We start from the raw sequence: 18,126 nt of genomic DNA on the forward strand, positions 1-18,126 counted from the left end.
AGCTTACTTAATCATTTTGTTCTAAATTATTAATTTCTTGTATTTTCAAATTCTCATTTTTTCCCATTAAATTTTGTATGATTTGAATTTGCTCTTTAGAGGCATAGCTCATATCTTTTAAAACTATCCAAGTGATTTTTTGACTACAAGGCTTGTTGAGTTTGTTTTTAAAGATGTAAAAAGATTGAAGATTATTTGGTAATAACTCATTAGCGCTTAAGCTTTGAACATAAAGCTTATCGCCTTCTTTTTTAGGAAAAGCACGGATGATTTTTTTAATAAAAGGATTTTCCGCGCCTTCTTGTAAAAACAGCACAACCACTACTATATCGCCTTTTTGACTTACATGGCTAAAATGAATTTCTAAAGGATAAGGCTTTTTATCAATAGAAATCTTTGATGGGCTATGAAAGTGAAAATGCGATAAATTATAAGCTGTATTATCTAGCATGATATGGCTTCCATTGCTTGCAAAATACATTTTTATGGTATAACCATCATTTATTAAACCAAAAGAATCATTTGAGTAGTTAAATTCTAAAGAATGATTTTTGTTTGTAGCCTTTTTACTATTTATATTGATAAAATCTTGATTTAAACCACTTTCACAATAAATCCAGTTTGTATCTAAATTTTTCCATTTGTCTTTGTCTATGAAATTTCCATGTGAGGCATTTTGAGGCATTTGCTCATAGGCAAAAAGCATGCTAGTAGTAAATAAACCAAAAAGTATTCTTTTAAAACTCATAATATTCCTTTTTTAATATAATTATAAAAAAATAAATCCTACAAGAAGCTTATGTTTAAAAATAATTATATTAAAATTAAATATTTATCTTAAAAATTAGCAAGATTATTCTTTACCGTCTTTAATAGGCACAAAAAGGCATTCATCTAAAACTTCTTTGCTAATCTCACCATCTTTTTTGGTAAATTTAGTGATAAATTGTTGATTTCCTATGAGTAAAGGAGCTACTAAAATTCCATTGTTTTCAAGTTGATCAAATAATACATTTGGAATGTGTTCTATATAAGCTGAGAGTAAAATTCTATCATAAGGTGCATAATTTTTCCAACCATTTTGCCCATCATCAAATTTTACATGAATATTAGCATAGTTTAGTTTTTTAAATTTTTCTATAGCACTAATTGCAAGTTTTTCGATGCGTTCTATGGTAAAAACTCTTCTAATAAGCTTACTTAAAATCGCAGCTTGATATCCACTACCACAACCTATTTCTAAAACACTATCAGCTTCTTTAAAATCAAGTGCCATAGTCATTTTGGCCACAGTTAAAGGTGAGCTTATCCATTGATTACCCATTAAAGGAAGTGCATCAAGTCTATAAGCATGCATTTTTAAAGGTGAAAAAATTTCTCTTGGAGTAGAACAAAAAGCTTCAAATAATTCTTCATTAATGAAAGTGTTTTTGCGAATTTCTTCTGCCATAGTTTGACATTGTTTTTGTTCAAATATATGAATCAATAAGCACTCCTTGATAAAAAGTGTTATTTTATCTTAAATTTTATTTATCTAGCTTTAAAATCCTTAAGGCGTAAAAACGCCTTAAGATTAATCAAGTGTATAAAGGATGTTTGATCCATCTTGATAAGATAAGATGTGCATTTTACCATCTTTGAAGAATAAGCTTCTTGCGTTAGTTATATTTTCTGGATACGAAATAGTTTTTACAACTTCTTCTTTGTCTAGATCAATTACAGCAATAACATTATGCTTTTTACTTAATGCATAAATTTTACCATTTTTAAAAGCCATTGAAGTTATATAAAGATCGCCCAAAGTTTTTCCTTCTTTTAACTCAGCTTTAGGAGTAAATTCAGCTGAAAGAACTCTATCTGCTAAAGAAATTTTAGAAATTACAAAAGTTTTAGCATCCTTATTGTTTGGAACGGTAGCAAGATACATGTATTTTCCATCAGTAGTTGTGCTTAAAATATGATGGAATTTAGCTCTAACTGTGTCAATTCTACCACGACCAAGGTTTTCACCTTGTCCTTCAAAATTATTTGCCCCTCTAATAAAATCAGCATATTGTAAAGCTTCATCTGCATTAGGATTTTGAGCAAATCTTAAGAAAGTTTTATTAGAGCCCATTAAGATGTATTTGTTGTCCAAATAAGGAATAATTCCTATGATAGGATTAATTGTGGCTGAAAAATATGGGTCTAATAGAAAATCTGTTTTAGTGCTAAAATTATCATCTAGGAAAAATACTTCCCATTTTGAACTTGCGACATACTCTCCATTGATATAATCAAGTGTATTGATAGCTTTAGGAAAATCAATTTTTGTTTCATTTACGATTTTTAGATTATCATCGATATTTGCAAATGGAGCATTACTGATATTATTATCAAATTCAATACCTAGTTTTTCATTAGCAGGAGCAAAAGCAAAATCAGGTTCTTTAACATCGCGTTTTCCTAAGAAAGAAATGCTTTTCCAACTTTTATTCCAGCCTGAATCATCCCAAATAATATATTTTGGATTTAAACTAAAACGAACTGGATCACCTTGTCCGCTATATGGGATAGGACCAGTGCTTACGAAAGCTTGGAAGACATTTGAAGCTACGATAAAAGCAACAATAACCATAGCAGCTAGGTTAAATTTAGTTAATTTTCTAAAACTAACTCCTTCCATTTCTTTTTCAAAGGAGCCAAATTTTGGAGCAAAAGCAAAAATTACACCAAGTAATAAAACTACAGCCCAAAATACTACTTCAGCCCAAAAATAAGTATGCAAACCAAAAATAGGCAAACCAAAACCTTGATCAAGATCACGATGTGCATGTCCGCTTATATGATTAAATGATTGCCATAAACCAAATGCAGTTGCAATTAAAAGAAAAGCTAAGAACTTACCTTTCATACCATAACGCACAATAAATAAAGCTGCAACACCAATGAAAATCATTGATTCTCTTTGGCCCCAACAAGAAGTACAAGGGCTATCACCTAGCATATAACCAAAAATCAAATTTGCAATTCCAACAGGCATTAAAATGATTAAAAAACCTGCCAAGCACATTAAAAAATAAAAAAATTTAGTTTTGTTAATATCACACATATTTGCCACCTTATAGATTCATTAGGCCTAAGATTGCGCCTGATTTGCGACCTAAATAGTCAAATACCATAATAGCCCATGAAATTACAAGTATAGAAAAAGCTAGTTTTTCTTTTTCAGGCTTAATTATCATGAGAACTATGGCAATAAAGACTAGCAAAAGTTCTAAAAACTCCATAATTACCCCTTTACTAATAAAATAAAATGGCGGATTTTACAATAATGAAATAAATAAAAATAAAATATTAAATAAAAAGAGAATTTTAGTTTAAAAAAATGTAAAATATGGGTAGTTTTGTGACTTAAAAGTCATCAAAACTCAAACTCCCTTTAGAATAGTTTGTAACCTTGCTTTCAAAGAAATTGCTTTTTTGATCATTAAATTTAGAAAAATCATCCACCCATTTAATAGGATGTTTTGCATTATAAATTTTATCAAGATTAATAGCTATTAGTCTTTGATCAACAAGATAGTGAATGTACTCTTCTATAATATCGTCTGTAAAACCCATGATTTGATTTTGAGTGATGTATTTACCCCATTTGATCTCAAGTTCACCTGCTTTTTTAAACATATCATAAATTTTGTTTATATTGATATCATTAAACAAATCAGGTCTTTCTTTACGCACAGAATTAATCATATTTTGAAATAATAATAAATGAGTAATTTCATCTCTTTGTATAAAGCGTATCATTTGTGCTGAACCTAGCATTTTTCCTGCACGCGCTAAAGCATAAATAGCAGTAAAACCACTATAAAAATACACTCCTTCTAGAATTTGATTTGCTACCATTGCAAGTAAAAGTTTATTATCATCTACTTCGCCAGCTAATTCTTCATAAATACTTGAAATGAAATCATTTTTTTCTCTTAAAGTCTCATCATGTTTTTCCATTTCATAAATTAAGTCTGTATTTTCACAGATTGCTTCAACCATCACTGCATAAGATTTTGAGTGATTTGCTTCTTCATAAGCTTGTCTTGCTAAAACCGCATTGATTTCAGGTGCTGTGATATAAGGGTTGATATTATCAGCAAGATTGTTTGTTTGAAAACTATCCATTGAGATAAGTTGAGACCAAACTAGATCATACATTCTTTTTTCTGCTACGGTTAGATTGCAACGATAATCTAGTGCATCTTTTGTTGTATCTACTTCTTTTGGAAACCAAGTATTTGCTTCCATTAAATCCCAAAGTTTTAAAGCCCATGTGTATTTTGCTTTAGTAAAATTTAAAATACCATGTGGGTTGCCGTTAAATACTTTTCTATCATTTAAAGTTTCATTTGATTTTGGATTATAAATTCTTTTTCTATTCATTTTTCCACCTTTGTTACAATAGCGCTTTGGCTTAAAATATCATGCAAGGCTAAGGTATCCTTTCTTAAAAAGCTTACCAAAAAGCCAATCAACAAGCCAAAGCTTATAATGAAAATTACATAGCGTAGGATTATTCTAAAAAAATTAAGTTTGTGTCCATTTTTAATATCAATCAAGTATAAATCATAAGCTTTAAGTCCAGGACTTTGAGCTTTTTTTACTAAAAATAATGCTTGTAAAAATCCAAAAAGCAATGGGCACAAAAAAATTATAAGTTGATTGTTTAAAAAAGCTTCTTTAGAGCCAAGAGTAAAATAAAACAAATACAAAATGGGCACATAAAGCAAAAATAGATCAATCAAAAAGGCTTTAAATCTTAAAAAGCGAGTGGCTATTTTTGCTTTAGTTTTCATTAGTTACCACGACTACCAGGTTTGATAGCTTTAGTGCCTTTTTCACAAAGTGGGCAAGTATTTGCATCATAAATATCAAATTCAAAATTTCCTAGTGCAAAAAGTGGTAAATTTTGTGGTAATTTTGCATTTTCTTTTCTTGGATTGTTTAAATTTTTTACAGCACAAAAACCACGATTTGCTAAAGCTGCAAAACCTACTACTTCTCCACCTAAATTCTCGATGATTTTTGCACTCTCAAGTGCTGAGCCACCTGTTGTAATAATATCTTCACAAACGATAAATTTTTCACCTTTTTTTACTTCAAAACCGCGTCTAAGACTCATCACTCCTTCTACGCGTTCAGTAAAAATAAAGCGTTTGTTGCAAGCTCTAGCAAGTTCATAACCTGCTAAAATTCCACCCAAGGCAGGCGAGCAAATACTATCAAATTCAATATTAAAACTAGCAATAACTTTTGCAAGCTCATCACAAAGCTCACCTGCTAGTTTTGGATTTTCTAAAACTTTAGCACTTTGAAGGTAAAACTCAGAGTGTTTCCCTGAGCTAAGTAAAAAATGTCCTTGTAGGTATGCTCCACAATCTTTATAAATTTGTTCTAAGTTCATTTTTAAACCTTTAAAAGTTCCGCTTCTTTGTTTTTAACTAACTCATCTACTTTTGCTGTATAATTATCGGTTTGTTTTTGTACTTCATCATAAGCTTTTTTAGCTTCATCTTCTGAGATTGCTTTATCTTTTTCTAGTTTTTTTACCGCATCATTTGCATCTTTTCTAATATTTCTAATAGCAACTTTAGCCTTTTCACCCATAGCTTTAGCATTTTTAGTATTTTCTTCTCTTTGTTCTCTTGTCATAGGAGGAAAAAATAATTTAACACTTTCGCCATCATTGTTCGGATTTACTCCAATGTTTGCCGCAGCTATAGCACTTTCTATAGATTTTAGCATTGATTTTTCCCAAGGAGTAATGCTAATAGTTGAAGCATCAGTTGCTAAAACTGTTGCTACTTGATTTAATGGAGTTGCACTACCATAATAATCTACATGAATATGATCAAGTATATTTATATTTACTTTGCCAGTTCTTATGGTAGTAAAATCTTTTTTTAAGGCCTCTAAGCTTTTGTCTGATTGTTGTTTTTGCTTGGTATAAATTTCATTTAGCATGGTATTTCCTTTTTTTATTTGCTAGTATTACTTTCGCTAATTGGAGCACTTGGTGCAACTGGAATGCTAGTTGTGTTTGTTTCAGGTGCCTTTGGTAAAATTTGTTCTGCTTTTTCAGCAAGTGAGTTAGAATTAGCATTATTATACATATAACTTAGAGCAATTGTATTAGCGATAAGTAAAACACCCATCACAAAAGTAAATTTAGCTAAAAACCCTGCAGGACCCTTTGCTCCAAACAAGCTTTCATTACTTCCGCTATATGCTCCAAGTCCTATGCTTGAGCTTTTTTGTAATAAAACAGCAATACAAATAATCACAACAATTGCAAATTGCAAAATAATTAAAAGAGTAGTCATGAATTTTCCTTATTGAAAATAAAATGAGTATTTTAACTTAAAAAGTTTGATAAAAACTTGAAAGAGGTAAAGAAAATTTGCGAGAATTTTTCTCGCAAATTTTTATCTGCTATTAAAGCTTCTTAAAATATTAAGAAGAGAGATGAAAAGATTGATAAAATCAAGATAAAGCGCAACTGCACCTTCGATTGGTGTTTCATAATTTCCTCTAATGATGTTTTGAGTATCATAAAGAATGTAAAAAGAAAATAAAATTGCACCAATACCAGAAATTGCTAAGCTTAAAAGTGAACTTTGAAAAAAGATATTAATTAAAGAAGCTACTACGATAACAATTAAAGCTATAAAAAGCATTTTTCCCATCATAGTAAAATCTCTTTTTGTATTCATAGCAAAAACGCTTAAAGCACCAAAAGCCACTGTTGTTAAAGCAAAAGCTTGAGCAATAATGCTAGCTCCTGCAGGAAGTGCTAAAACAGAATATAAAAGCGGTGTTAAAGTAAGTCCTGAAACAAAAGTAAAGGCAAAAAGTAAAACTAAATTAAGCGGAGCTTCTCTTTTTTTCCATTGTAATGCAAATAACAAGCCAATTTCTACGATAAATAAAATCCAAAAAGTTGCTTGAGATTGTGCAAATAAATGTGCTAAGGCAAAAATTCCTATGTAAGCACCTGCTGTTGCAGCTAATAATGAAGCAGCAAAAAGCTGATAAGTTTGTTTTATAAAAATGCTCAAATCACTTCTAGCATAACCTTCAAATTCTTGAGTTTTAGAGTTAGAATAATCTCTATCATAAAGACTCATTAAAATCCTCCAATAATTTTTAAAAATTAAAATTTACAAAAAAAAGATAAATAAAAGATTAAAATTGTATAAAAATATAACAAAAAATAAATTTATAGATTTATTTTAAGTAAAAATAATTTAGTATAATGCTTTATTAAAATGCAAAAAAGGACTTTTTTTGAAAGACTTGATCGAGGGTGCTTTAAAATTTATGCAAGAAGATTTTAAAGAGCATGCAGAACTTTTTGAAAGTTTAAAAAATAAACAAAATCCCCACACGCTTTTTATAGGATGTGCTGATTCAAGAGTTATACCAAATTTAATTACTAATACAGGCCCAGGAGAGCTTTTTGTTGTAAGAAATATAGGCAATATAGTTCCACCTTATAGAGTAGGAGATGATTTTTTGGCAACTACTTCAGCTATTGAGTATGCTTTTAGTTCTTTACATATAAAAAATATCATAGTTTGTGGACATAGTAATTGTGGTGGCTGTGCGGCTTTATATGCAAATGAAAATGAGCTAAAGAGTATGCCGAATGTGAGAAAATGGCTTACCTTGCTCGAGCCTATTAAAAATAAGGTTTTAAAAGTTGCAGGCAGTGATTTAGCCATGCGATCTTGGATGACTGAAAAAATGAACTTGGTTAATTCTTTGCAAAATTTATTAACCTATCCAGGTATAGAAGAAGCTTTAAATAAAAAAGAAATAGAACTTCATGCTTGGTATTACATCATAGAAACGGGTGAAATTTATGAGTATGATTTTAATTTTGAAAATTTTGTTTTAATACAAGAGAGGGTGAAAAAAGTATGAAAAAGATTGTTAATATTATTTTATTATTTTTATTTATCAGCACTTTGAATGCACAGGAAAAAAATGCTTTAGAGGATAAGAATAGTATTTTTGCTTTGGTACAAGATTATATAGAGCTTAATTTACTTTTGGAAAGTTTTAAAACCGGTGATACAAATAGCACCGAATTTCAAGATAATATCAAAGAAATAGAAAAACAAAAAACAGCTCTTTTGACTACTTTACCTTTAAAAATGGTATCTCAAAAGATTGATGATAAAGAAGCAAAAGATTTTTTAAAAACTAAGAATGCTTTACAAAAAAGTGTTGAAAATGCTCAAGCTAAAAAAAGATATTATGATTATGTGGATAATAAAATCAAACTTTTAAATTTAACCTCTGCAGAACATTTTTATCTTTGTATATTTGAATTAGAAAAAGTTTTTATAGAAGGCGCTCAAAGTCAAAAAATAAAAAAAATTATTGATGAAAGCATTGACTCATTAAAAGAAGATATAGTTTTTAATTTTGCTTTAGATAAAGAGAAAATTAATGATATTACTCAACTTAGAACTTTAGAGCTTAGTGAAAATAATTTAAGAAATACCATCAAGTCATATAATGAAATTTTGGTATATCTAAGAAATAATGCAAATTTGCTTGAAACTAATTTTTTATTTACGGGCTTGGGCTTGCAAAATGCCATTAATTATATTAATAAACAAACCTCTATTAGTAGTGTAAATGTTGGAAAAATAGTTATTTCTATTATTGTCATTGTTTTGTTTTATTCTTTGAAATTTTATCTTGCAAAAATTTTGTATTTTGTATTGATACATTTATTTGGAAAAAATTCAGAAAATGTAGAAATAAAAACTCACTTTTTAGAAAAGCTCCAAGGACCAGTGGGTTGGTTTTTGTTTGCTTATGCTATTGGAATTTGTTTTACTATTTTTTACTATCCTGCACCTGTAGATATAAGAATTAGTAATATTTTATCAATTGTTTATGTTATTTTAACTGCTTGGCTTGTGATAAATATTTTTGATAGTTATGGTATGGTAATTGTGGCAAAGCTTGCTGAAAAAAGTGGCAAACGCGAAGTGGTTAATTTAATTATTAAAATTTTATATTTTATTATTATAGTAATAGCTGTTTTATTTGTTTTATCACATTTAGGATTTAATATTTCAGCATTGATTGCATCTTTAGGTATTGGTGGTTTGGCTGTGGCATTGGCAGCTAAGGATATTATTGCAAATTTCTTTGCTTCTGTGCTTTTGCTTTTTGATAACAGCTTTAATCAAGGCGATTGGGTTGAAATTTCAGGTATAGAAGGAACTATAGTAGAAATTGGGCTTAGAAAAACTACTATTAGAACTTTTGATAATTCTTTGGTATTTTTACCAAATTCAACTATTATGGGAACTAATATAAAAAATTGGAGTAAAAGAAAAATAGGACGCCATGTAAAATTATTTATAGGTGTAACTTATGATGCAAGACCTGAACAACTTGAGCAATGTGTAGAAGATATAAGATATTTATTAGCTACTAGTCCTTTAATAGCCCAAGTTGATGATAGTGCGCTAAATCATGGTGGAACCCGCGCTAGATATAGACAAAATTTAGTTTCAGTGAATGATTTAGAAGGATATAAAAATAATACTTATGTGGCTGTGAGTGGCTTTAGCGCAAGTTCTATTGATATAGAAGTATATTTTTATACTAAAGCAGTTGATGCTGCAGGTTTTAGAGAAGCACGACAAAGTATTTTACTTGAATTAATGAAGATTGTCGAAAGAAATAAACTAAGTTTTGCATTTCCTTCACAAAGTCTTTATATAGAAAAAATCAATAAAGACGATAAAGAAGAGTTATTATCTTAATAAGCTCTTCTTTGATCATCACACTCTACTATAATTTTTTCAGCAATGATAATGCTTCCATTTTTACTGCCTTTAACTTTAACAAGACTTCCTTTTTTTAGATCTTGTACATTGGCTTGTTTTTTATTGCTACCAAAAATTCCGCAGTTATAAATATCTATATGTGTTTGGGGTAAAATGGTAATAATTAAGTTATTATCAAAACTTGTTTGAATACTTATTGTATGTGTAGTAGTGTTTTTTAAAATACCTTGAATTTTATAAGCAAATACAAAAGTGCTAATGCAAATTAATATAAGAAAAAAACGCATTAAAATAACTCCTTTTTAGGAGTTATTTTACTTAATAAGCTCTTTTTTTGCATTCTATTTTAATTTCTTTAGCGGTTATATTTTGAATTTGATTTGGTGTTTGTGGGTTTGGTGTTGTTTGAGTATAGCCATGAAAAACTTCAGCTTCTATAAAAGTTCCTACTTTTAAATCTCTAAAAGTGCCATATTTATCCATACCAAAAATACCACAATCATCCATGTCAATTTCTGTATTTGGTAGAATTTTTATATTCATTTTTTCTCCATAGGTAGTATCGATTAAAATAGTCTTTGCACCATCATTTACATCTACTATCACACCATAAATTCCATCTGCATAAGCAAGACTTGAAAGACTTAAAGTTGTTAATAATGCAGCGATTTTCTTTTTCATTTTTTCTCCTTTATTTTTATGTAAGAATTATATAATTTTTTGAGTGAAGCAAGAGTGAATTTAGATATAATTTGAAAAATTTACCAAAAAGAGGATAACCCATGAAAGGATTTTTACATTATTTTTTTATTGTTTTGCTTGCAAGTTTGTTGTTTGCATGTTCTAAAAATGAAGATAAGAGTTCTATTATAAGATCTTATGGTTTTAATGAAAATACGCATAGTATTTTTATAGAATTTAATACCAATATCATTACAGAAAACATAGGTGTTGTAAAAGAAAGAGAAATTGTTATTAATAATCAAAAAATAAAAGCAAAGTATGAACTTGAAACTTCCACAAGATTAAACATATACACTTCTTTAAAAGCAAATCAAAATTATGATATTTTTATAGACTTAAGTGATATTGTAGCTGATGAAAAAATACAATTAAAAGTAAAAACTCCTTTTGAAAAACTAGATGTCAAAGGATATTTTCAAAATATATCAAATGATGAGAGTGTGTTGATTTTAAATGTTCAAAGTTTTTATGCTTTTGATAAAGATGAGTTGTTAAAAGCTGTAAAAATTAATGCACAAGAAAAAGAAATTCAAATAGATAAAATTATCATCCAAGATGATATAGCAAGTGTGTATTCTAAGCCATTAAAAATTAAAAATACAAACACTAATATAAAAGTAGTTTTTGATAAAGAAATTTTAGGTTTAGAGAAAAATATAGATTTAGAATATATTTTACTTGCAAAGAACGAATTTGTATTTCAAAATGCAAATATAATCAATAAAAACATAGAATTACTTTTTTCTCAAAGTATTTCGCAAGATCAAAATTTAAAAGAGTTGATTTTTATTACACCCAAAGTAGATTTTAAAGCATTGGTATTTGGGAATAAAATCAAGCTCACAGGAAATTTTACTCCAAATAAAACTTATGAAATTCAACTTGCTCAAGGGATTAAAAGCGCTGATGGAATTAGTACAAAAGAAAGCTATAAAACTCAAGTGAGCTTAAAAGACTATGAGCCTGCTATAAGTTTTACAAATCAAGGGGTATTTTTATCTAGCAAAGCGAGTAAAAAAATAGCTTTTAAAAGTTTAAATATTAAAAAGATCCATTTAGAAGTTCATCAGGTATTTTCAAATAATTTAAGTGAATATTTAAGATATAAAAATCTTCAAGGTGCTAAAAATTTAAGTGATTATGATAGCGATATTTTTTCAGAGAGTGATTATACTAGTGAAGTAGTATTAAAAAAAGACTTTGATATTAAAAATGTTAAAAATCAATGGCAAGAAAATGAGATAGCTTTAGATGGTTTAAAAGATTTAAGTGGTGTGTTTATAGTTAAGCTTTATTTTAAAGAAGAAGATATTGATTATGTTTTTGATGAGGGTATGGAGAGTTGGAAAAAGCAAAGATTTTTCGATCAAAAAGCAAAGATTAGTAAAAATTTGATTTTTTCAGATATAGCTTTAATTGCTCAAAATTTAAATAAAAAACTTTTTGTTGATGTAAGAGATTTTACCACACAAAAGGCTTTAGGTGGGGTTAGGGTTGATATAATTAGCAAAAGCAATCAAATTTTAGCTTCTAAGACAAGCGATGATAATGGTTTGGCTGTTTTTGATGATATTGATGAGTCAAGAGCTTTATTTATCATTGCTTCAAAAGATAAGCAAGCTTCTATTTTACGCTTAAGTTCGCCTTTATTATATGATGGTTTTGATGTAGATGGTTTAGAGCAAAATTCTCAAAACAAAGTGTTTATTTACACAGAAAGAGGGGTTTATAGACCAGGTGATGATATACATTTAACTATGGTTGCAAGAAATGATAAAGGAGCTGTTAATCACCCTATATTTTTGAGTTTTTTTGATCCACGCAATAAAAAGTTTTTAGATAAAATTAAACTTGATCCTTTGAGTAATGGAACTTTTTATAAAAAAATTTCACTTGATCAACAAGCTTTAAGTGGAGTGTATTTAGCTAGAGTAGAATTTGCAAATGCTATTTTTGATAAAGAAATTTTAGTGCAAAATATAGTGCCAAATCGTATAAAAGTATCTATACAAGCTCCAAAAAGTATAAAAGAAAATGAAAAATTAGATTTTAATATTAGCTCAAAATATCTTTTTGGAACACCAGCAAGTAATTTACAATATCAAGCTGATTTATTTGTAAGTAAAAAAGAATATAAAAATTCAAAATATCCAGAATATATTTTTTCAAATCCTAGTGTTTTAGTGCAAAAATATCAAGATAATTTAAAAGGTATTTTAGATGAAAGTGGCTTTGTAAAGCAAGAATTTGCTTTAAAAGATTTTTTTAAAAATACTCCATATAATCTTGAAGCTAACATAAGGGCTAGGGTTTTTGAAAAAGGTTCAAGATCGGTTGAAGCGCTTGTGAATTCACAAGTGATATTACATGAGTATTTTGTGGGTATTAAGCGTTTAAAAAATCACTATTTAAGCTCGGGTTCTACAATTAATTTTGAAGCTATTGTGAGTGATTTAGATGAGAATTTGATAGCAAATAGGGAGATTAAATATACTATTTATGCAAATGATTATTCTTGGTGGTGGGATTATGATAATTATGATGATTTTTTAAAATCACTCAAAAAAGATAAAAACACACAAATCATTACCCAAGGAACTATTTTAAGTAAGGGTAAACCGGTTAAAATAGAATTTGATCCCAAAGAATACCATGGTGAAATGTTTATAGAGCTTGAAGATACACAAAGTAAAACAAGCGCAGGAGAGTTTTTTTATATTAGTAGTTTTGGTGCGCCAAGTAATGCTGATATAGTGAGTTCTTTAAAAATAAAAAGCGATAAAAAAGAATACAAACCAAACGAAACAGCTTTTATTGAATTTGAAAGTGTTAAGGGTGCAAAAGCCATCGTTACTTTAAATGATAATGTAAAGGTTTTAAAACGCTTTGTGATAGATACGCATGAAGATATTACAAAGGTTGAAATTCCTATTCTTAAAGAATATAAGCCAAATGTGTATGTGAGTGTGATTTTGCTTCAAGATTATAATCAATACACTAACGATAGAGCCTTAAGACTTTTTGGTGTAGTGCCTTTGAATGTAGTAGATGAACAAAGTAAAATCGAGCTTGATTTAAAAGTACCGGATAAAATCATGCCAAAACAAGATTTTGAAGTAGAAATTCAAAGTAAAAACAAGCAAAGTTATACTTATACCATAGCTATTGTAGATGAGGGTTTGCTTGATGTAAATGCTTTTAAAACTCCAGATATTTGGGGATATTTTTATCAAAAAATTCGCTTTAATATGAGCATATATGATACCTATGATAAAATCATTGCTAAAAATATTTCTAATGCTTCCAAGGTATTAACTACAGGCGGTGATGTTTTCTTAGAAAGTAGGGCAAATAAAAGTAAAAACGATGAAAAAGCAAGACGATTTAAACCTGTTGTGTTGTTTCAAGAGCCAGTGCAAAGTGATGAAAATGGTTATGCAAAATTAAAATTTAATATGCCTTCGTATCTAGGTTCGGTTAGAGTTATGGTAGTGGCGAACAACTTAGCGGGTTTTGGCAGTGCTTCTAAAGATATCCAAGTTAGCGCACCTGCTGTAATGCTTGAAACTTTGCCAAGGGTTTTAAGACTTGATGATGAGTTTAAGCTTTTGGTGCAGGTATTTAAAGTAGATGATGATGTAAAAAATGCAAAACTTAAACTAAAAACAAAAAATTCACTCATAAATTTTGAAAAAGATGAAATTTTAATTGATTTTGGTAATGAAAAAACAAAAGATATTTATATTAACACAAGAGTAAATTCAAGCAAGCTTGGGGTGGAAGAAATAGAGTTAAGTTTAAATGCAAAAGATTACACCTATACTCAAAATACTCAAATTGACATAAAAGCACTAAATACGATTACTTATGAGGGAAAATCTTTTAAAATTCCTGCAAATACTTCTATGGAGTTTAAAATCACACAAGATTATATCAACCCAGTGGCGTTTTTAAGTGTGAGTTCTAAGCCTATTTTAAATATAAATCATAGATTAAAATACTTGCAAAATTATCCTTATGGATGTATAGAGCAAAGTACTTCAGCAGTTTTACCGCAACTCTTTTTACAAAAACTTGATCAAGGAGCAAATGAACAAAAAAATATTAACAATATCAATGCATTGTTAAGTAAATACGCAAATTTTCAAACTTCCAATGGTGGCTTTGCTTATTGGCAAGGACTTAAAGATTCTGATGCTTGGGGAAGTAATTATGCGGGTATGTTTATGATTTTAGCCAAAGAAAGAGGTTATTATGTGAGCGAGGGAATGTTTAAAGCATGGCTTGATTATCAAAAACGCTATGTTTTAAAAGCTCAAACAAATAAAGAAATTAGAATAAATTCTTTATATCTTTTAGCTTTAGCCAAAGAGCCAAATTTAAGCATAATGAATGCTATTTATGAAGATAGTACTTATTTGCAAAGCTTAAACAATGTAAGTCTTTGGCAACTTAGTGCAGCTTATAAATTAGCAGGTTTTGATGAGGTAGCTTTAAATATAGCTAAAAATTTAAGCACAAAGCCTGATGAAAAAGCTAATTATACTCATACTTATGGATCTTTTCTAAGAGATGAAGCTATTATTGCAAATGCGTATAAAATAATTTATGGTAAAAATAATGATGAATTATTAGATGATATTAAAAAAACTTTAGAAAGCCAAGCTTGGCTTAGCACTCAAAGCACAGGCTATGCTTTATATGCTTTGGCAAATAGCTTTAGTAATGAAAATCCTAAAACTATCAATGCAAGTGTAAAAATTAATGGTGAGAGTAAAAAGCTCAATACAAGTTTTTCTAAATTTGAGTTTAATCAAGGCAGCGCTTTGATAGAAGCTAAAGAAGATACTTATGTGCATTTTGGAGTAGAGGGAATTAAAAAAGGTATTGTCGAACCTTTTGCGCAGCGTATGTATATAGAAAGAAGTTTTTATGATGAAAATGGAAATGAAATAGATGAAAGTGCTATAAAAAGCTCTCAAATTTTTTATATGAAATTAAAAATATCAAATAAAAATTATCCGGGCACTTCTAATATAGCTTTAACTCAAATTTTACCAAGTGGATGGGAGATAGTACATGATCTTTTAGATGATGAAACTCCTGATTTTGTGAAAAATTCTTATTATGATTTTGTAGATATAAGAGATGATAAAATCATGTATTTCTTTCCTTTATACTCTGATGAGTCAAGAGAATTTTTTGTGAAATTAAGTGCTGTTACTCCAGGTGTTTATACTTTGAGTGGAGCTTATGCTGAAGCAATGTATGATAATGCTTATAGAGCTTTAAGTGAGAGTAAAAGAGTTAAAGTAGTGCAGTGAAAATCAAAATAAGCCTTGCAATATGCTTTTTAAGTCTATGTCTTTACATAGGCTTAATTTATTTTAGCTTTGATAGTAAGGATTTATTTAAATGCACTTATAGTAAGGTTTTGTTTGATAAAAATAAAGAAATTCTTAGTGTATTTTTAGATTCTAACGAACAATGGCATTTAGAGAGTGAGTTTATACCGCAAAAATTAAAAAGCGCAGTTCTTTTATATGAAGACAAAAATTTTTATTCTCATTATGGAGTAGATTTTTTAGCGATTATAAGGGCTTTTAAAAATAATATTTTTTCAAGTAAAAGAAGTGGCGCAAGTACAATTTCTATGCAAACAATCAAACTTCTAGAGCAAAACAAACGCACATATTTTAATAAATTTAATGAAATCATCAAAGCTTTTGCTTTAGAAAGCGCTTATGATAAGGAAGAAATTTTAAGACTTTATTTAAATAATGCTCCTTATGGAGGAAATTTAGTAGGTGTTGCAAGTGCGGGTTTATTTTATTTTGAAAAAGATTTAAAAGATCTTACTTGGAGTGAAGCAGCCTTGCTTGCTGTGCTTCCTAATAATCCAGGTTTAATTAATCTTGAAAAAAACAAAGATAGACTTTTAAAAAAACGCAATGCTTTGCTTGATAGGCTTTTTGAAAAGGGATATTTTTCTAAAGATATTTTAACTCTTGCAAAGGCTGAAAAACTTCCTAGCTTTAAAACAAGGAAAAACTTAGCTCCACATTTAGCGCGTAGGCTTTTAGCGGATAAAGAAAAAATCGTTTCTAGTATAGATAAAAAAATTCAAATTAAATTTGAAGAAAAAGCTAAAGAATATTCTTATAAACTACAACAAAAAGGCATAAAAAATCTAGCTATATTGTTAGCAGATACCAAAACAAATAAAGTTTTAGCTTATGTAGGCTCTAATGATTTTTATGATTTTGCAAGTTTTGGTCAAGTTGATGGGGTGATAGCAAAGCGTAGTGTGGGCTCAACCTTAAAACCTTTGCTTTTTGCTTTTGCCATAGATGAGGGACTTATAGTGCCTGAATCTTTAATGCTTGATGTACCTACATTTTTTTCTAACTTTGCTCCACAAAATGCAAATAAAAAATACCATGGTTTTATTAGCGCAAAAGAATCTTTGCAAAAATCACTTAATGTTCCTTTTGTAAGCTTACTTGCAGAATATGGGTATGAGAAGTTTTTTTATAAGCTCAAAGATATTTTAGATTTTGAAGATGAAAATTTTAAAAAATACGGACTTTCTTTGATTTTGGGCACAAAAGAATTTAGTTTAGAAGATATGGTAAAAATCTATCTAGGACTTGGAAATTATGGAAATTTTAAAGAGCTTTTATATGAAGAAAATGCATTTACTAAAGAAAATAAAAAGCTTATTAGTGATGGAGCAAGCTTTTTAACCTTACAAACCTTAAAGGATTTAGATAGAGCAGGTTTAAGACAATATGATTTTAATACTATTATTTCTTGGAAAACAGGCACAAGTTATGGTAGAAAAGATGCCTGGGCTATAGGAACTTCTCCAAAATACACTTTAGGAGTGTGGGTTGGAAATTTTAATGGCGAGGCAAATGCAAATTTATATGGTGTAAGCATAGCAGGGGAATTGTTTTTTGAACTTTTAGCCTTACTTGAGAGAGTTAATTTAGAATTTGAAAAGCCTAATGATTTAGTTTCTATCAAAATTGAAAATCAAACAGGATATAGATATGATTATAAATTTGACTTTAAAGAAGTGCTTTACCCGCAAAGTGCAAATGTCTTAAGAACTTCACCATTTTTAAAAGAAGTTTTTATGTATAAAAATAAAGAAGTTGATTCTTTAGATGAAAATTTCATCCATGCAAAGAAAAAGATTATATTAAATTTACCTTCCAATGCACAAGCATTTTTTGCAAAAGAAAAGCAAAATTTACAAAGCTCTAATCAAAATTTAAAAATCATATATCCGCTAAATAATCTTAATATCATTTTGCCAAAAGATTTAAAAAGTAAGCAAAAATTGTTAATTAAACTTATAAACCCTAAAAAAGAAAAACTTTTTTGGTATTTAAATCAAGAATTGATTTTTGAAGGAAAAGAAGAAAGTTTATTTTTGGATTTAAAAAAAGGTAAATATGTTATTAATGTTATTAGTGAAAATGGCTCTAATGATTTTATAAAATTTAATATATTTTAATATTAT

At 28.7% G+C, this 18,126-nt stretch carries 16 protein-coding genes; 4 read left to right on the forward strand and 12 right to left on the reverse strand.

Annotated elements, in window-relative coordinates; all coding sequences use genetic code 11:
* Window positions 1-7: 7 nt before the first annotated feature.
* The 10 genes from L8X38_RS06540 to L8X38_RS06585 all read right to left on the reverse strand — a co-directional run bounded on the left by L8X38_RS06540 (window position 8) and on the right by L8X38_RS06585 (window position 7,160).
* The gene (locus L8X38_RS06540; protein WP_263661612.1) at window positions 8-748 is read right to left on the reverse strand and encodes a carbonic anhydrase family protein; all 741 of its coding nucleotides are present in this window, start codon (window positions 746-748) and stop codon (window positions 8-10) included.
* A 105-nt stretch (window positions 749-853) separates the two neighbouring features.
* Entirely contained in the window at window positions 854-1,483 is a 630-nt protein-coding gene (locus tag L8X38_RS06545) for a protein-L-isoaspartate(D-aspartate) O-methyltransferase (RefSeq protein ID WP_133319188.1), read from the reverse strand.
* A gap of 90 nt (window positions 1,484-1,573) precedes the next feature.
* Complete coding sequence (locus tag L8X38_RS06550; RefSeq protein WP_263661613.1) at window positions 1,574-3,091, reverse strand: disulfide bond formation protein B; 1,518 nt, start codon at window positions 3,089-3,091, stop codon at window positions 1,574-1,576.
* 10 nt (window positions 3,092-3,101) lie between these two features.
* Complete coding sequence (locus tag L8X38_RS06555; protein WP_133319023.1) at window positions 3,102-3,269, reverse strand: dihydroneopterin aldolase; 168 nt, start codon at window positions 3,267-3,269, stop codon at window positions 3,102-3,104.
* Between the two features lie 124 nt (window positions 3,270-3,393).
* Window positions 3,394-4,416 (reverse strand): ribonucleotide-diphosphate reductase subunit beta, encoded by a 1,023-nt coding sequence (locus tag L8X38_RS06560; RefSeq protein WP_133319022.1) that lies wholly within the window; start codon window positions 4,414-4,416, stop codon window positions 3,394-3,396.
* Entirely contained in the window at window positions 4,413-4,829 is a 417-nt protein-coding gene (locus L8X38_RS06565) for an RDD family protein (protein ID WP_133319021.1), read from the reverse strand. The genes L8X38_RS06560 and L8X38_RS06565 overlap by 4 nt, the downstream gene beginning before the upstream one ends.
* Window positions 4,829-5,437, reverse strand: a complete 609-nt coding sequence (gene pyrE / locus L8X38_RS06570; protein WP_133319020.1) for an orotate phosphoribosyltransferase — start codon at window positions 5,435-5,437, stop codon at window positions 4,829-4,831. Before pyrE ends, L8X38_RS06565 begins: the two co-directional genes overlap by 1 nt.
* A 2-nt stretch (window positions 5,438-5,439) precedes the next feature.
* A complete protein-coding gene (frr, locus tag L8X38_RS06575) occupies window positions 5,440-5,997 on the reverse strand; it encodes a ribosome recycling factor (protein WP_263661614.1) in 558 nt (185 codons plus the stop codon).
* Window positions 5,998-6,011: 14 nt separating this feature from the next.
* On the reverse strand, window positions 6,012-6,356 hold the full coding sequence (gene secG / locus L8X38_RS06580; RefSeq protein ID WP_133319019.1) for a preprotein translocase subunit SecG: 345 nt from the start codon (window positions 6,354-6,356) through the stop codon (window positions 6,012-6,014).
* A 102-nt stretch (window positions 6,357-6,458) separates the two neighbouring features.
* On the reverse strand, window positions 6,459-7,160 hold the full coding sequence (locus tag L8X38_RS06585; protein WP_039629164.1) for a Bax inhibitor-1/YccA family protein: 702 nt from the start codon (window positions 7,158-7,160) through the stop codon (window positions 6,459-6,461).
* A gap of 160 nt (window positions 7,161-7,320) precedes the next feature.
* Here L8X38_RS06585 and L8X38_RS06590 point away from each other — a divergent pair, with 160 nt between their 5' ends.
* Window positions 7,321-7,959, forward strand: a complete 639-nt coding sequence (locus L8X38_RS06590) for a carbonic anhydrase (RefSeq protein ID WP_133319017.1) — start codon at window positions 7,321-7,323, stop codon at window positions 7,957-7,959.
* Window positions 7,956-9,827, forward strand: a complete 1,872-nt coding sequence (locus tag L8X38_RS06595; RefSeq protein WP_133319016.1) for a mechanosensitive ion channel family protein — start codon at window positions 7,956-7,958, stop codon at window positions 9,825-9,827. The genes L8X38_RS06590 and L8X38_RS06595 overlap by 4 nt, the downstream gene beginning before the upstream one ends.
* Here the strand turns inward: L8X38_RS06595 and L8X38_RS06600 are convergent.
* Window positions 9,824-10,138, reverse strand: a complete 315-nt coding sequence (locus tag L8X38_RS06600) for a hypothetical protein (protein ID WP_263659567.1) — start codon at window positions 10,136-10,138, stop codon at window positions 9,824-9,826. The two genes, L8X38_RS06595 and L8X38_RS06600, sit on opposite strands and share 4 nt — an antisense overlap.
* Before the next feature lie 31 nt (window positions 10,139-10,169).
* Window positions 10,170-10,532, reverse strand: coding sequence for a hypothetical protein (locus tag L8X38_RS06605; protein ID WP_263661615.1), 363 nt, complete (start codon window positions 10,530-10,532; stop codon window positions 10,170-10,172).
* 101 nt (window positions 10,533-10,633) lie between these two features.
* Here L8X38_RS06605 and L8X38_RS06610 point away from each other — a divergent pair, with 101 nt between their 5' ends.
* Both L8X38_RS06610 and pbpC read left to right on the forward strand, forming a co-directional pair.
* The gene (locus L8X38_RS06610) at window positions 10,634-15,919 is read left to right on the forward strand and encodes an Ig-like domain-containing alpha-2-macroglobulin family protein (protein ID WP_263661616.1); all 5,286 of its coding nucleotides are present in this window, start codon (window positions 10,634-10,636) and stop codon (window positions 15,917-15,919) included.
* Window positions 15,916-18,120 carry a penicillin-binding protein 1C gene (pbpC, locus tag L8X38_RS06615; protein WP_263661617.1) on the forward strand — a complete coding sequence of 735 codons (2,205 nt, stop codon included), beginning with the start codon at window positions 15,916-15,918 and terminating at the stop codon, window positions 18,118-18,120. Before L8X38_RS06610 ends, pbpC begins: the two co-directional genes overlap by 4 nt.
* The last annotated feature ends 6 nt before the right edge of the window (window positions 18,121-18,126 follow it).

Origin of the sequence: Campylobacter sp. CNRCH_2014_2452 (genome assembly GCF_025772865.1) — a bacterium.
GTDB classification, from domain to species: domain Bacteria; phylum Campylobacterota; class Campylobacteria; order Campylobacterales; family Campylobacteraceae; genus Campylobacter_D; species Campylobacter_D lari_D.

What these genes read in the sequence shown, in the direction of transcription:
- L8X38_RS06540 (WP_263661612.1), bottom strand. Translation starts at nt 748, where the DNA reads ATGAGTTTTAAAAGAATACTTTTTGGTTTATTTACTACTAGCATGCTT.
- L8X38_RS06550 (WP_263661613.1), bottom strand. Translation starts at nt 3,091, where the DNA reads ATGTGTGATATTAACAAAACTAAATTTTTTTATTTTTTAATGTGCTTG.
- L8X38_RS06555 (WP_133319023.1), bottom strand. Translation starts at nt 3,269, where the DNA reads ATGGAGTTTTTAGAACTTTTGCTAGTCTTTATTGCCATAGTTCTCATG.
- L8X38_RS06560 (WP_133319022.1), bottom strand. Translation starts at nt 4,416, where the DNA reads ATGAATAGAAAAAGAATTTATAATCCAAAATCAAATGAAACTTTAAAT.
- L8X38_RS06565 (WP_133319021.1), bottom strand. Translation starts at nt 4,829, where the DNA reads ATGAAAACTAAAGCAAAAATAGCCACTCGCTTTTTAAGATTTAAAGCC.
- pyrE (WP_133319020.1), bottom strand. Translation starts at nt 5,437, where the DNA reads ATGAACTTAGAACAAATTTATAAAGATTGTGGAGCATACCTACAAGGA.
- frr (WP_263661614.1), bottom strand. Translation starts at nt 5,997, where the DNA reads ATGCTAAATGAAATTTATACCAAGCAAAAACAACAATCAGACAAAAGC.
- secG (WP_133319019.1), bottom strand. Translation starts at nt 6,356, where the DNA reads ATGACTACTCTTTTAATTATTTTGCAATTTGCAATTGTTGTGATTATT.
- L8X38_RS06585 (WP_039629164.1), bottom strand. Translation starts at nt 7,160, where the DNA reads ATGAGTCTTTATGATAGAGATTATTCTAACTCTAAAACTCAAGAATTT.
- L8X38_RS06595 (WP_133319016.1), top strand. Translation starts at nt 7,956, where the DNA reads ATGAAAAAGATTGTTAATATTATTTTATTATTTTTATTTATCAGCACT.
- L8X38_RS06600 (WP_263659567.1), bottom strand. Translation starts at nt 10,138, where the DNA reads ATGCGTTTTTTTCTTATATTAATTTGCATTAGCACTTTTGTATTTGCT.
- L8X38_RS06605 (WP_263661615.1), bottom strand. Translation starts at nt 10,532, where the DNA reads ATGAAAAAGAAAATCGCTGCATTATTAACAACTTTAAGTCTTTCAAGT.
- L8X38_RS06610 (WP_263661616.1), top strand. Translation starts at nt 10,634, where the DNA reads ATGAAAGGATTTTTACATTATTTTTTTATTGTTTTGCTTGCAAGTTTG.